The following is a 16,180-nucleotide window of genomic DNA, read 5'->3' as shown; positions in this document are numbered from 1 at the left end:
AAGAGATTTTCGAAGAGTAGAGTTTGAATTTCCCAATCAATTTGTTCACATTTTATTTCAATCTACTATATAAAAATCCTGAGAATTTCTAGTTCTCAGGATTTTCGTTTACTGTTGTGGTTGTTGTTGAACTTGAGGGGCCTGTGGTTGCTGTTGGATTTGTTGGCCAGGTTGTCCCTGATTTGGATTTGTTGGAGCAGGATTATTTGATTGTTGACCAGGAGTAGGTGTTACTTGGGTAGTTGAACTTTCAGTTGTTGTAGAGGGATTCTCTACATCTGATTGTGTTTGTTGTGTATCAGGAGTACTCCATGTATTTCTTGCTCCGTTTAGGAATACGAACTGCCCGTTTCTATATAGTCCCTCAGGCATTGTCCAATCTCCAGGATGGTTATTTTGAGCAAGGTAGCTCATCATGCTACGATAGACTCTAGCAGCAACTGTGAGGCCATCACCTACAATAGGAGTGAGACGGTTGGTATAACCTGTCCAAACGGCCATAGAATACTTACGAGTATAACCAACAAACATTTCATCTGGAGCTACATAGCCAGTGTTCTTGATGTGTTTTTCAATTTCATCATCTGTGTAGTTAGAAGTACCTGTTTTACCTGCTTGAGGAATTCCAGGCAGATAGGCGTTGTAACCTATTCCAGATGTCAAGACTGTTTTCATCATTTCTGTCATCATGTAGGCAGTAGACTCTTTCATAGCTCTTGTACCAGCGTCAGAAAATTCTTTTTCACTACCATCACTAAAGACGATTTTATTGATGTACATTGGTTTGTGGTAGATACCGCCATTAGCGAATGCAGCGTAAGCCGCAGCCATTTTCTCACTGCTTGCACCGTACTGTTTACCAGATTCAGTTGTATTACTTGAAATAGCATTTGAATAGTGCATTACAGGATAGTCGATGCCTAAACCATTTAGGAAGTTTTTAGCTCTATCTAAACCAACCTTGTTTAGTGTTTCAACAGCAGGTACGTTACGAGATTGTTGAAGGGCATATTGCAGAGTAATGTTACCAAAATATGCTCTATCCCAGTTGTAGAGAGGGGTACTTGTTCCAGGATAGTTATAAGGAATATCGTGGACAGTAGCTGCAGTTGAATCATATACACCGTATTCTAAGGCTGGGGCATAATCAGTGATTGGCTTCATGGTTGATCCCCAGTCACGGTTGGTTTCCACAGCTTGGTTAGTACCGAATGAAACATTGCTTGCTTGGTGACGAGCTCCAAGTTGGGCGATGACTTTACCATTGGAAGTATCTACGATAGTTGAGGCTACTTGAAGGTCATCATCTGGATAAGAGACATATTCATCTGTATTGTAAATATCCCAAAGTCTTTGTTGAATGTCCTTGTCTACATTGGTGTAGACTTCCATTCCAGTAGTAAGAAGATTATATCCCGTTTCGTGCTCTACTTGTTCAATAACCTCTTTTAGATAGTTATCCATATACGCTGGATAAGTAGCAGCTGACTTAAGACTTTGTAAACCATCAGTGATAGGTGTGTTGATAGCTTTTTCATATTGTTCAGCACTAATGTAATCTTGTCCTCTCATTTCTGAAAGAACCAAATTACGACGGTCCAACGCTGCATCTGGATGAGAGTAAGGATCGTATTGGTTTGGTGCCTGAGGCATACCTGCTAGCAAAGCTAATTGAGGTAGAGAGAGGTCTTTTAAGTCTTTTCCGTAGTAATTTTGGGCTGCTGTCTGCATACCATAGTTACCATTTGACATATAGACCTTATTGATGTAGTAGGTAAGGATTTCTTGTTTGGTAGCTTTTTGTTCCAATTGGACAGCTAACCATGCCTCTTGTGCTTTTCGGGAGATATTTTGATCCGAAGTTGATGTTGAGAAATAGGTTAACTTAATCAACTGCTGGGTTAAGGTTGACCCTCCTTGTAAAGAGTTGCTTTGTAAGTTACGTAAGAAGGCCCCCATGATCCGAATCGTATCTACCCCTCTGTGGTCAAAGAAGCGATGGTCCTCGATAGACACGATGGCTTTGACTAAATCAGTAGGAATTTCGTTGGCCTGAGCGTTTACTCGGCGTTCAGAGCCCAGATCGGCAATGAGTTCGTTATTATTGTCGTAAATCTTGCTCGAAGTTGTTGCAACTAATTTACTATCTGATAGTGCTGGAGCTTTACTTACAAAATAGAGGAAAACACCCCCACCCAATAGAAATAATGCGATAAAGAGAGTTAGGAAAAAGATTCCAGTATACTTTAATATTCGCATAAGAATGTATTTATTCATCTTGTTTACCACCTAGTAAATGTTCTTTGATGACATCGAGATAGGGAATTTGTGGAAATGCTCCTAGTTTTATCTGGTAACCGTATTCTCGTATGTATCCAAGTGGCATTGATTTTTGCCCCTTATCTTGATGATAGAAGCGAATCAAATCATATGCCGGTAATAAGTAGGTTTCTTGCTGAGAAGAAAAGTGAAGAAGGACAAAGCAGATTCCTTGTTGAGCAAGGACTTGTTCCATATGCTGAATCTGATGTGGATGGAAATTTTTCATCGGAATCGCATGTTTTTGTTTTGTTTCCTTGGCTTCAAAGTCGATGTAATATCCCTTATAAACGCCAGAATAGTCTGTCGTTGAAGCTTGTCGAAAATAGGCTTCAACAATCTTGGCACGACTTCGTTGTGGATAGTCCACTCGTACGATTTGAATAGGGGTTGGTTTCTTGTGTATAACAGCCAAGCCCTGAGACAAATAGTAGTCGTTGGTAGCATTAATCATCTTTTCAAAAGACATTCCTCGATTTGCGAAATTTTGGGGTTGAGAAAGCGATGTTTGTCTTTTTTGGGATGAAATTTTATGAGGATAGTTGACCATAATTCTCCTTATTGGTACAATAACATCACTCTATTATACCATAATTTTACACAGAAAGGGTTAAAAATGACTACAGCTTTGGTTTTAGGCTATTCTGCTTTTGATTTGGGTTTGTTTTCGGACAAGGATCCTCGTCTTAAATTGATTAAAAAAGCGATACGTAGGGATTTAGAAGCTATGGCAGAAGATGGGGTGACTTGGCTTGTATTTACCGGAACTTTGGGCTTTGAATATTGGGTTTTAGAGGTTGCTCAGGAAATGAAGACCGAATACGGTTTCCACTTGGCCACCATTTTTGCTTTTGAAACTCATGGGGAAAATTGGAATGAAGGTAATCAGATGAAACTGAGCCGCTTTAAGCAGGTAGACTTTGTCAAATATGCTTATCCTCGTTATGAACACAAGGGGCAGTTAAGAGATTACCAGCAGTTTTTACTGGAAAATACGAATAGTTCTTATCTTTTTTATGATGAGGAAAATGAAACGAGACTAGCTTATATTTACCAAATGATGAAAGAGCAGGAAGACTATTTTATAAAGAGACTAACATTTGATCAGCTAAATGAACTTGCAGAAAATTTTTCCGAAAATTGAAGCTTTGACCTTGATTTTTGTTTGTCTTTTTTTATATAATAATACTAGCAACTGAGAATGGAGAGAGACATGGCAGGTATTATTTTTTCGGCGAAAGATATTTTTGAACAAGAGTTTGGACGTGAGGTCCGTGGCTATAGTAAGGTAGAAGTTGATGAGTTTTTAGACGATGTCATCAAGGACTATGAAACCTATGCTGCCTTGGTCAAGTCACTTCGTCAGGAAATTGCTGATTTGAAGGAAGAATTAGCTCATAAACCAAAACCTTCACCAGTTCAAACAGAACCTCTTGAAGCTACAACAACAAGTTCTATGACGAACTTTGATATTTTAAAACGTTTGAATCGTCTTGAAAAAGAAGTGTTTGGTAAACAAATTTTAGATAACTCAGGATTTTAAGAGCTTATTTAAAAAGTGCAATTTTTGGATAATCGCGTGAAGAGAATTTCTTTTCATGAGGAAAGTCCATGCTAGCACAGGCTGTGATGCCTGTAGTGTTTGTGCTAGGCGAAACCATAAGCCTAGGGACGAGAAATCGTTACGGCAGTTGAAATGGCTAAGTCCTTGGATAGGTCAGAGTAGGCTTGAAAGTGCCACAGTGACGGAGTCTTTCTGGAAACAGAGAGAGTGGAACGCGGTAAACCCCTCAAGCTAGCAACCCAAATTTTGGTCGGGGCATGGAGTGCACGGAAACGAACGTAGTACTCTGACTGCTATCAGCTAGAGCTGTTAGTGGTAGACAGATGATTATCGAAAGAAGTGGTCCTAGTCACTTCTGGAACAAAACATGGCTTATAGAAAATTGCATATAGGTTGGGGCTGAGAAATTTTCTCAACCTCATTTTTTAAAGTGGACATATAGAAAGGTCTTGTAAGACTGTAAAATGAAAAAAGAATTTAATTTAATTGCAACTGTGGCAGCTGGTTTGGAAGCTGTCGTGGGAAGAGAAGTGCGAGAGTTGGGCTACGATTGTCAAGTTGAAAATGGACGTGTGCGTTTTCAAGGAGACGTGAGAGCTATTATCGAAACCAACCTCTGGCTTCGGGCAGCAGATCGTATCAAAATTATCGTAGGAACCTTTCCAGCTAAGACTTTTGAGGAACTGTTTCAGGGAGTTTTCGCTTTAGATTGGGAAAATTATTTACCACTCGGAGCTCGGTTCCCGATTTCAAAAGCCAAATGTGTTAAGTCCAAACTTCACAATGAACCAAGTGTACAGGCAATTTCTAAGAAAGCTGTTGTCAAGAAATTGCAGAAACACTATGCTCGTCCAGAAGGTGTTCCTCTGATGGAGAATGGCCCAGAGTTTAAGATTGAGGTTTCTATTCTAAAGGATGTGGCAACTGTCATGATTGATACGACAGGATATAGCCTCTTTAAACGAGGTTATCGTACCGAAAAGGGTGGCGCTCCTATCAAGGAAAATATGGCGGCAGCCATTTTGCAACTTTCTAACTGGTATCCAGACAAGCCTTTGATTGATCCGACCTGTGGTTCGGGGACTTTCTGTATCGAGGCTGTCATGATTGCTCGAAAGATGGCACCAGGACTTCGTCGCTCTTTTGCATTTGAGGAATGGAACTGGGTCAGTGATCGTTTGATCCAAGAAGTGCGCACAGAAGCGGCCCAAAAAGTGGATCGTGAACTGGAACTGGATATCATGGGTTGTGATATTGATGCTCGCATGGTGGAGATTGCTAAGGCTAATGCTCAGGCAGCTGGTGTTGCAGGAGACATTACTTTTAAGCAGATGCGCGTGCAGGATTTGCGTTCTGATAAAATCAACGGTGTGATTATCTCCAATCCGCCTTATGGTGAACGTTTATCAGATGATGCAGGGGTGACCAAGCTTTATGCTGAGATGGGTGAGGTTTTTGAACCTCTCAAGACTTGGAGTAAGTTTATCCTAACTAGTGATGAAGCCTTTGAAAGCAAGTATGGTAGCCAAGCGGACAAGAAGCGTAAACTGTATAACGGAACCCTGAAAGTGGATCTGTATCAATATTTTGGTCAGCGTATCAAACGCCAAGAAGTAAAGTAGGAAGGTAAACTCATGACTAAGAAGAGACGGGATCGTCATAAAAATGAAGGACAAGAACCGCGATTTGATTTTGATGAAGCAAAAGAGTTAACAGTTGGTCAAGCTATTCGTAAAAATGAAGAAGTAGAAGCAGGGGTATTGCCTGAAGATTCCATTTTAGATAAGTATCTCAAGCAACACAAAGATGAAATTGAGGCAGATAAGTTTGCGACTCGCCAATACAAAAAGGAGGAATTAGTCGAAACGCAGAGTTTGGACGATCTTATCCAAGAGATTCGGGAGGAGACAGCTGTTGAGCCTACGATAGTAGAGAATGATTTCATCCAGTTTGATGACTTAGAATCTACACAAGTGACAGAAACTCCTTTTGATGAGGAATTTGACACTGAGGAGGCAGTCGAAACAGAGTATCCAATGGTGGATAGTGAAGATGGGAAAAGCGTTAAGAAACAGATTCTTTATGGCTTGTTAGCTGCCCTAGGAATTCTTATTATTGGGACTGGTTATTATGTTTATCGTCAAGTTACTCGCTCAACACAGGAAATCCAAACGGCTCAATCATCGTCTAGTGAGCAGAATGTTCAGCCTATTTTAGAAGATTTTAATAGTCAATACGATGCCTTCTACACAGATAGCAATAAAACAGCTTTGAAGAATAGCCAGTTTGAAAAGCTACCTCAACTCAAGGCTTTACTTGATAAGCTGGAAGGTACTCGTGAACATACGCTTGCCAAATCGAAATATGACAGCTTAGAAACGCAAATCAAGGCCATCCAAGAAGTCAATGCACAATTTGAAAAACCAGCTATTGTGGATGGTGTTCTAGATACCAGTGTCAAAGCCAAATCGAATGCTAAATTTACAGATATTAAAACTGGGAATACTGAGATTGATAAAGTGCTAGATAAGGCTATTAGCCTCGGTAAGAGCCAGCAAACAAGTACGTCTAGCTCAAGCTCAGGTCAAACTAGCAGTTCTAGTCAAGCAAGTTCAAATTCTTCTACCGACAGTACTACAAGTAACGCCAGTCCATCTTCAAGCGCCTCATCAAACAATTCAGTTTCTGCGCGGGATGATAGCTATGGTGGTTTATCAAGTTCTGGAGTCAACCTACAAAGAGCTTCAAGCCGTGTACCGTTCAATCAATCAGCTGTAGATGATAGTAACAACTCTGCCTGGGATTTTGCTGATGGTGTCTTGGAACAAATTCTAGCGACTTCACGTTCACGTGGTTATATCACTGGTAACCAATACATCCTTGAACGTGTCAATATCGTTAATGGCAATGGTTATTACAACCTCTACAAGCCAGACGGAACCTATCTCTTTACCCTTAACTGTAAGACAGGTTACTTTGTTGGAAATGGTTCAGGACATGCGGATGACTTGGACTACTAAGCAGTCGTTACAAAATTCTTTCTTTTCAAAAGTAAAAATGATAAAATAAAACAAATTAAACAAGAGGAGTGTCAAATGACAAAAGCTAACTTTGGTGTCGTAGGTATGGCCGTAATGGGTCGTAACCTTGCCCTTAATATTGAATCTCGTGGTTACACAGTTGCTATCTACAACCGTAGTAAAGAAAAAACGGAAGATGTAATTGCTTGCCATCCTGAAAAGAACTTTGTACCAAGCTATGACGTTGAAAGTTTTGTAAACTCAATTGAAAAACCTCGTCGTATCATGCTCATGGTTCAAGCTGGACCTGGTACAGATGCGACTATCCAAGCCCTTCTTCCACACCTTGACAAGGGTGATATCTTGATTGACGGTGGAAATACTTTCTACAAAGATACAATCCGTCGTAATGAAGAATTGGCAAACTCAGGTATCAACTTTATCGGTACTGGGGTTTCTGGTGGTGAAAAAGGTGCCCTTGAAGGTCCTTCTATCATGCCTGGTGGACAAAAAGAGGCCTACGAATTGGTTGCGGATGTTCTTGAAGAAATCTCAGCTAAAGCACCAGAAGATGGCAAACCATGTGTGACATATATCGGTCCTGATGGAGCTGGTCACTACGTGAAAATGGTTCACAACGGTATTGAGTATGGTGATATGCAATTGATCGCAGAAAGCTATGACTTGATGCAACACTTGCTAGGCCTTTCTGCAGAAGATATGGCTGAAATCTTTACTGAGTGGAACAAGGGTGAATTGGACAGCTATTTGATCGAAATCACAGCTGATATCTTGAGCCGTAAAGACGATGAAGGTCAAGACGGACCAATCGTAGACTACATCCTTGATGCTGCAGGTAACAAAGGAACTGGTAAATGGACTAGCCAATCATCACTTGACCTTGGTGTGCCATTGTCACTCATCACTGAGTCAGTATTTGCACGTTACATCTCTACTTACAAAGAAGAACGTGTACATGCTAGCAAGGTTCTTCCAAAACCAGCTGCCTTCACATTTGAAGGAGACAAGGCTGAGTTGATTGAAAAAATCCGTCAAGCCCTTTACTTCTCAAAAATCATTTCATACGCACAAGGTTTTGCTCAATTACGTGTAGCTTCTAAAGAAAACAACTGGAACTTGCCATTTGCAGACATCGCATCTATCTGGCGTGATGGCTGTATCATCCGTTCTCGTTTCTTGCAAAAGATTACAGATGCTTACAACCGTGATGCAGACCTTGCTAACCTTCTTTTGGATGAGTACTTCTTGGATGTTACTGCTAAGTACCAACAAGCAGTGCGTGATATCGTAGCCCTTGCAGTTCAAGCTGGTGTGCCAGTGCCAACTTTCTCAGCAGCTATTACTTACTTTGATAGCTATCGTTCAGCTGACCTTCCAGCTAACTTGATCCAAGCGCAACGTGACTACTTTGGTGCCCATACTTACCAACGTAAAGACAAAGAAGGAACATTCCACTACTCTTGGTATGACGAAAAATAAGTAGGTCTGCCATGGGGAAACGGATTTTATTACTTGAGAAAGAACGAAATCTAGCTCATTTTTTAAGTTTGGAACTCCAAAAAGAGCAATACCGAGTTGATCAGGTTGAGGAGGGGCAAAAAGCCCTCTCCATGGCTCTTCAGACAGACTATGACTTGATTTTATTGAATGCTCATCTGGGGGATATGACAGCCCAGGATTTTGCAGACAAGCTGAGTCGGACTAAGCCAGCTTCAGTCATTATGGTCTTGGACCATCGCGAAGACTTGCAAGATCAGATTGAGGCAATCCAACGCTTTGCCGTTTCTTACATCTATAAGCCAGTTATTATTGAGAATCTGGTAGCTCGTATTTCAGCGATTTTCCGAGGTCGGGACTTTATCGACCAACACTGTAGTCAGATGAAGGTTCCAACGTCTTACCGCAATCTGCGTATGGATGTAGAACATCATACTGTTTATCGTGGCGAAGAGATGATTGCTCTGACGCGTCGTGAGTATGATCTTTTGGCTACTCTTATGGGAAGCAAGAAAGTCCTGACGCGTGAGCAGTTGCTGGAAAGTGTCTGGAAGTATGAAAGTGCGACCGAAACCAATATCGTGGATGTCTATATCCGTTATCTACGTAGCAAGCTTGATGTAAAAGGTCAAAAAAGCTACATTAAAACCGTGCGTGGTGTTGGTTACGCTATGCAAGAATAGAAAGGCAGTCACGGTCGTGTAACTGCTGTTTGAGCTCTATACTATCTGTAACAGGAATTCCTGAACTCCAGATAGTATGGGGCTTTTTTTGAAGAGGCAAAATTGTAGACCCCTAGATGTCTTGTAAGGCTTCAAAGAGATGGTCAGAGAGAATGATTTCTTCTTGACCATAGTTTATACCCAATGAAAATGAAAGAGCAAACTAGGAAGCTAGCTGCAAGTTGCTCAAAACACTAGTTTTGAGGTTGCAGATGGAAGCTAACGTGATGTGAAGAGATTTTCGAAGAGTATTGGTATCTGATAAGCTTTCCTTTCATAGTTCTCTACTTTTTGACACTCAAAAGGGATGAGTTAGCTGTGGGTAAGATTAATATATTCTTTATAAGTATTCAAAAAATGGCATTTATCATAGTTTTGAAGGAAAGGGAGATTTTATTTTTAGTGCAATATTATAATATAGCAAATGATTTAAATCCTGAAATATTCTGAAAATACTGGAAAAAAATAAAAAATAATTAATATAATTGACAAATCCGCATATATAAATTATAATGTTGAGTGTATGTGTATGTGTATGTGTATGTGTATGTGTATGTGTATGTGTATGTGTACTACATGCTATTTTTAGAAATTAAAAGGAGAAAATATAGTGTATTTTAATCGTAAAAATGCAGAGCAAAAGAACTGGAGAATGATCAAAAAAGGAAAGCATTTCCTATTCGGTTGTTCTCTTGTTTTTGCGGTCGGTGCTAGCTTAGCTACTCAAGTGGTTCATGCAAACACAGCAGAAACTACTGTAGCAAACAACTCGACTACTGGGGATGTTAACCCTACACCGAACGGAGATGGCAAGACTTATGAGGCACCTGCTGCTGTAGCAGAAATCAAGCCAGAAGTTACTACAACACCAGCTGTAGCAGCCAAACTTGATGAAGAAACTGCAAAAGAAGTTAAAGCTTTAGATAAAACTAAACTTGAAAACTACATTGCAGAAATCGAAGCGAAACTTGCAAATGGAACGTATGATAACAAAACAGAAGAGAGTGTTGCGGTATTAAAAGCTGACTTAGAAGCTGCAAAAGCTACATTAGCAAACGCAACAACTCAAGATGAAATCACAAAAGCTTATAATAAACTTGTAACTACAGCAAACACTAAATTAAAAAACAAACCTGTAGAGAAAAAAGAAACTCCAGCAGTAGACACTACTAACGGACAACTAACTGTAGGTAAAAAAGCAGAAAACACTGAGAAAAAATCAGAATCTAACTCAATCGAAAACACAGGATCTAACGACTCACGTAACGGTAAAGCATTAGATAAGAATAATGCTTTTAGAGCGGAAGTTGCCTATTCAGAAGGTACAAATGCAGCCGCAAATGGTCATAGTGATACCTATATCCTTAATGATGTTAATAAAGCCACGTCTACAGATGACGCTGTTAATGCAGTTTCTAGAGTTACAAATTATAAAGTTAAATATAATAAAGACGCTAGTGGGAAGATTACTTCATTAGATTGGCTTGTCTTTTATAATGATCATGCAGAAAATCTATCTAATACGTATAATACAGATGGAGGAGATGTATATCGAAATTTCATCCAAATTCCTGCAGAAGTTAATATGCCAACTAGCATTACACGTGCAAAATATAACTCTCCAATCCAAGGTAAATTAAATCCTAAAACTAAAAAACTTGAACGTAGAAAACCTGATGGTTCAGCATTGAGTAGTTCTGTAACGTTTGAAAATCCAGCACCAGCTACAGCTGCTGGATTACCATTAGACAAAAAAGATACCTTTTCTCTGGCTTCTGGTTGGGAAAGTGGTATCTATGGTCGTTCTATAGAAAAACTTGCCGGTCAGGAGGACAGATATTTCAAGAGTGCGGCATCTAATTCTTCTCCGAGAACTAAAGAGTTATTGGATAATGTTGCCTTGAATGACAAACGTTTGATTGTGGATCGTTCGACTACGGGTGGTTCAGGTTATGATGGCTATGCATGGAGTTTTAGAACTGAAGTTCCTGCAACAACATCTAACGAACAGTTGAAAGATATGAAGGTTGTATTTGGTATGATGCGTAGTGCCACTGCTGGTGCCAATGCAGGTTTCGCCAACATTGCAACTAACCCTATAAAAATGTGGCAGTCTGATGTTTCCACACCAACAGCGAAAGATCAAACTGTAAAAGTTGGTCAAAAACCAGATGCGACAAAATCAATTGGAAACTTAGACACTCTTCCAAAAGGAACAACAGTTAAGTACAAGGATGCAGTAGATACAAAAACTCCAGGTGAAAAACGAGCAACAGCAGTTGTAACTTACCCGGATAAATCTACAAAAGAAGTTCCTGTAAAAGTAATTGTTGAAAAAGAAGCAGTAGCACCAGCTAAGCCAGTTACTCCAAAACCAGAAGCACCCAAACCAAGCACACCAGCGCCAGATGCAGCAACTAACAAACCAGCGGCAGGTGCAGCGACTAACAATCCAGCAGCAACACCAACAACTAGTGGTCCAGAAATTGTCAATGATTTGGCAGGTAAAGCAAGTACGCCAGCGGATGTGACTATCAAAGCACCAGCAGGTTCAACTGTTAAGCTTTACAACACAGATGGTGTTGTGATCGGTGAAGCGGTAGCTAACGACCAAGGTGTAGCAACTGTTCACCCTACAAACAGTCTTCCAGAAGGAGAGATTACAGCTACTTCAACACCAGCAGGTGGAACAGAGTCAGCTAAGAGTGCACCGATTACAGTTACGAAAACACCATTAACTATTATTGATGGTGGGGTTACTGGTAATAATGATACTAGACTATTAGTAAGTAAAGAGACTATTACAGTATATCCTGGTGATAAAATTGATGTTGATGTTGTAGCTCAAGCTACAGCTTTAGAGAAATTTTCAGTTGAGAAAAATCCGACAGCTATAAAAGGAGTATTACCATCAGGGGGATACCTAGGAACTTCAAATGGAGCTACGATTAACCAACGTGATGCTAAATATAGTGGTACTGTTGCAATGGATCAGCCAGCAGGAACTAACAGTATTGTCTTTCATGCAAGTAATCGAGATAAACCAACAAAGATATACAGAGAACTTAAAGTAATAGTCCTTGAGACTGCTAAGAAATATGAACCAGTTGCAGGTACAAAAGTAGATATTGCAGATTCTAACGGCGTTAGTGAAACTGAAAAGAACAAGATTATCGAAGCAGTGAAATCTGCTAACCCGAGTCTTCCAGCAAATTCACAATACAGTGTGGATGAAAAAGGAAATCTTACTATCACTTATCCTGATGGATCAAAAGATAAGATTGCAGCAGCATATCTAGTAAATCCAGCAACTCCAGTAGTAGCTCCAACAGTAGAGATTCCTTACTCTAATAAAGCTACTAAAGAAGTTTATGTATACGGTGGGGAAGAAAATTCATTCGATATCAAATTCAAAGATGATAGCGGAAAAATTGCAAGTGCTACTGTAAAACAAGGTGGTAACAAAGCATTTGCTGATGTTGCAGGTGAAGCAAATACTATCAACACTCAGTATGGATTTAAAGCAAATGTTATCAATGCTGAAACTCCAGCGACAGCAGATGCACCAGCAGTCATTACTTACTCAGGTACTCCAGCAGCAACAGATGGTTTATCAAAAGAAAGACTAGATGCAGCAACTAAAGGAGAAAATCCAGAAGGTTTGGCTTTGGGATGGCGTTATGCAACTGCGACGGATAAAGATGGTGCATATATTGAGAATGGAGCAACAAATGCTTCAAACGCAACGGACCCAGGTTCATTCCGTGTCATGCTTAAGGGACAAACTCAAAAATATGACATTGCAACACCAACTGAAAAAGTTACTGTAGCAGATCCAGCTAACGTAACAGATGCTGACTTGGCTAAAATCAAAGAGAAGCTTCAACTTGAGTACTCTCAAAACAACGATGATGCTAACTTAGCAGACAAAAAAGGTACAGCTGTAGCTGATAAAGATGCTAAGATCCAATCAGTAACAAAAGATGACAAAGGAAATCTTGTTGTAACCTATAAAGATGGTTCTCAAGATAAAAAACCATTGTCAGAATTTGTAACTAAAGAAACAACAGCAGTAGCACCAACAGTAGAGATTCCTTACTCTAATAAAGATACTAAAGAAGTTTATGTATACGCTGGAGAAGAAAACTCATTCGATATCAAATTCAAAGATGATAGCGGAAAAATTGCAAGTGCCACTGTAAAACAAGGTGGTAACAAAGCGTTTGCTGATGTTGCAGGTGAAGCAAATACTATCAATACTCAGTATGGATTTAAAGCAAATGTTATCAATGCTGAGACTCCAGCGACAGAAAAAGCCCCAGCAGTCATTACTTATTCAGGTACTCCAGCAGCGACAGATGGTTTAGCAAAAGACAAACTAGAGGCAGCAACTAAAGGAGAAAATCCAGAAGGTATGGCTTTAGGATGGCGTTATGCAACTGCAACGGATAAAGATGGTGCATTTATTGAGAATAAAGCAGTAGGTAGCTCAACTGCAACTGATCCAGGTGCATTCCGTGTTATGCTTAAGGGACAAACTCAAAAATATGATATTGCAACTCCAACTGAAAAAGTTACTGTAGCAGATCCAGCTAACGTAACAGATGCTGACTTAGCTAAAATCAAAGAGAAACTCCAACTTGAGTACTCTCAAAACAACGAAGACGCTAACTTAGCAGACAAAAAAGGTAAAGCTGTAACTGATAAAGATGCTAAGATCCAATCAGTAACAAAAGACGACAAAGGAAATCTTGTAGTGACCTATAAAGATGGATCTCAAGATAAGAAACCATTGTCAGAATTTGTAACTAAAGAAGCTGCAGTAGTAGCTCCAACAGTAGAGATTCCATACTCTAATAAAGATACTAAAGAAGTTTATGTATACGCTGGAGAAGAAAACTCATTCGATATCAAATTCAAAGATGATAGCGGAAAAATTGCAAGTGCCACTGTAAAACAAGGTGGTAACAGAGCGTTTGATGATGTTGCAGGTGAAGCAAATACTATCAATACTCAGTATGGATTTAAAGCAAATGTTATTAATGCTGAGACTCCAGCAACAGAAAAAGCCCCAGCAGTTATTACTTATTCAGGTACTCCAGCAGCGACAGATGGTTTAGCAAAAGACAAACTAGAAGCAGCAACTAAAGGAGAAAATCCAGAAGGTATGGCTTTAGGATGGCGTTATGCAACTGCAACGGATAAAGATGGTGCATTTATTGAGAATAAAGCCGTAGGTAGCTCAACTGCAACTGATCCAGGTGCATTCCGTGTTATGCTTAAGGGACAAACTCAAAAATATGATATTGCAACTCCAACTGAAAAAGTTACTGTAGCAGATCCAGCTAACGTAACAGATGCAGACTTAGCTAAAATCAAAGAGAAGCTTCAACTTGAGTACTCTCAAAACAACGATGATGCTAACTTAGCAGACAAAAAAGGTACACCTGTAGCTGATAAAGATGCTAAGATCCAATCAGTAACAAAAGATGACAAAGGAAATCTTGTAGTAACCTATAAAGATGGTTCTCAAGATAAAAAACCATTGTCAGAATTTGTAACTAAAGAAACAACAGATGCAGGTAAGAACACACCAACAGCTAAACCACAAACTGTTAAAGTTGGTGACAAACCAAAAGCAGAAGATTCAATTAAGAACCTCAAGGAGCTTCCTAAGGGTACAAAAGTAGCCTTCAAAGATCCAGTAGATACAGCAACACCAGGTGAAAAAGATGCGACAGTAGTTGTAACATACCCAGATGGATCAAAAGAAGAAGTTCCAGTTAAGGTAACGGTTAAAGACCCAAGTTCAGCACCAACAGATGCAGATAAGAACACACCAACAGGTAAACCACAAACTGTAAACAAAGGAACAACACCAAAAGCAGAAGATTCAATTGGAAATGTAAAAGATCTTCCTAAGGGTACAAAAGTAGCCTTCAAAGATCCAGTAGACACAGCAACACCAGGTGAAAAAGATGCGACAGTAGTTGTAACATACCCAGATGGATCAAAAGAAGAAGTTCCAGTTAAGGTAACGGTTAAAGACCCAAGTTCAGCACCAACAGATGCAGATAAGAACACACCAACAGGTAAACCACAAACTGTAAACAAAGGAACAACACCAAAAGCAGAAGATTCAATTGGAAATGTAAAAGATCTTCCTAAGGGTACAAAAGTAGCCTTCAAAGATCCAGTAGACACAGCAACACCAGGTGAAAAAGATGCGACAGTAGTTGTAACATACCCAGATGGATCTAAAGAAGAAGTTCCAGTTAAGGTAACGGTTAAAGATCCAAGTTCACCAGAAGATCCAACAACTAAGGATACAGACGGCGATGGCGTCACTGATAAAGAAGAAGTAGAGAAAGGTACAGATCCAAAAGATCCTAATTCTAAACCAGAATCTAAACCAGAAGAACCAGCAACTAAGGATACAGATGGCGATGGCGTCACTGATAAGGAAGAAGTAGAGAAAGGCACAGATCCAAAAGATCCTAACTCTAAACCGGAATCTAAACCAGAAGATCCAGCAACAGCAGATACAAAAGCTCCAGCTAAACCAGAAATCAAAACAGATCTAACAGATAAAGCAGGAACTAAGACACCAGTTGAAGTGACAGCAGAACCAGGATCTAAGGTTGAGTTGTTCGACAAAGATGGTAACAAGCTTGGTGAAGGCGTAGCAGACGAAAACGGAAAAGCTACAATCACACCAACGAAAGAGCTTCCAGCAGGAGACGTAACAGCGAAAGCAACAGATCCAGCAGGCAATGTATCAGAGCCAAGCACACCAGAAAAAGCAACAGCAGATACAAAAGCTCCAGCTAAACCAGAAATCAAAACAGATCTAACAGATAAAGCAGGAACTAAGACACCAGTTGAAGTGACAGCAGAACCAGGATCTAAGGTTGAGTTGTTCGACAAAGACGGTAATAAGCTTGGTGAAGGCGTAGCGGACGAAAACGGAAAAGCTACAATCACACCAACGAAAGAGCTTCCAGCAGGAGACGTAACAGCGAAAGCAACAGATCCAG

The 16,180-nt window shown here is 39.9% G+C and carries 9 protein-coding genes and 1 other RNA gene; 8 read left to right on the top strand and 2 right to left on the bottom strand.

What is annotated here, in order from left to right; translation table 11 throughout:
• Positions 1–108 precede the first annotated feature (108 nt).
• The gene (pbp1a, locus tag FJR73_RS07735) at positions 109–2,277 is read right to left on the bottom strand and encodes a penicillin-binding protein PBP1A (RefSeq protein ID WP_140834265.1); all 2,169 of its coding nucleotides are present in this window, start codon (positions 2,275–2,277) and stop codon (positions 109–111) included.
• Positions 2,270–2,869, bottom strand: coding sequence for a Holliday junction resolvase RecU (recU, locus tag FJR73_RS07730; RefSeq protein WP_140834263.1), 600 nt, complete (start codon positions 2,867–2,869; stop codon positions 2,270–2,272). Before recU ends, pbp1a begins: the two co-directional genes overlap by 8 nt.
• Before the next feature lie 66 nt (positions 2,870–2,935).
• On the opposite strand from recU, the gene FJR73_RS07725 reads away from it, so the two are divergent.
• From FJR73_RS07725 to FJR73_RS10560, 8 genes are all read left to right on the top strand, one after another.
• Positions 2,936–3,463, top strand: coding sequence for a DUF1273 domain-containing protein (locus tag FJR73_RS07725; protein ID WP_033680686.1), 528 nt, complete (start codon positions 2,936–2,938; stop codon positions 3,461–3,463).
• Between the two features lie 69 nt (positions 3,464–3,532).
• Entirely contained in the window at positions 3,533–3,862 is a 330-nt protein-coding gene (gene gpsB / locus FJR73_RS07720; protein WP_049539007.1) for a cell division regulator GpsB, read from the top strand.
• A 20-nt stretch (positions 3,863–3,882) separates the two neighbouring features.
• An RNA gene (gene rnpB / locus FJR73_RS07715) (RNase P RNA component class B) lies at positions 3,883–4,263 on the top strand.
• Positions 4,264–4,347: 84 nt separating this feature from the next.
• Positions 4,348–5,505, top strand: a complete 1,158-nt coding sequence (locus FJR73_RS07710; protein ID WP_049533779.1) for a class I SAM-dependent RNA methyltransferase — start codon at positions 4,348–4,350, stop codon at positions 5,503–5,505.
• Positions 5,506–5,517: 12 nt separating this feature from the next.
• The gene (locus FJR73_RS07705) at positions 5,518–6,903 is read left to right on the top strand and encodes a cell division site-positioning protein MapZ family protein (RefSeq protein ID WP_140834261.1); all 1,386 of its coding nucleotides are present in this window, start codon (positions 5,518–5,520) and stop codon (positions 6,901–6,903) included.
• Between the two features lie 75 nt (positions 6,904–6,978).
• Complete coding sequence (gene gndA / locus FJR73_RS07700) at positions 6,979–8,403, top strand: NADP-dependent phosphogluconate dehydrogenase (RefSeq protein WP_033680682.1); 1,425 nt, start codon at positions 6,979–6,981, stop codon at positions 8,401–8,403.
• A gap of 11 nt (positions 8,404–8,414) precedes the next feature.
• Positions 8,415–9,104: a response regulator transcription factor gene (locus tag FJR73_RS07695; RefSeq protein WP_000518026.1), complete on the top strand. Its 690-nt coding sequence runs from the start codon at positions 8,415–8,417 to the stop codon at positions 9,102–9,104.
• 649 nt (positions 9,105–9,753) lie between these two features.
• Positions 9,754–16,180 (top strand): Rib/alpha-like domain-containing protein (locus tag FJR73_RS10560; protein WP_308851595.1); only part of this gene is annotated, 6,427 nt, incomplete at its 3' end.

Origin of the sequence: Streptococcus sp. D2, from assembly GCF_006385825.1 — a bacterium.
GTDB lineage: Bacteria > Bacillota > Bacilli > Lactobacillales > Streptococcaceae > Streptococcus > Streptococcus shenyangsis.
Note: the sequence above shows the minus strand (reverse complement) of the source record. Positions and strands in the feature narration are given on the sequence as shown.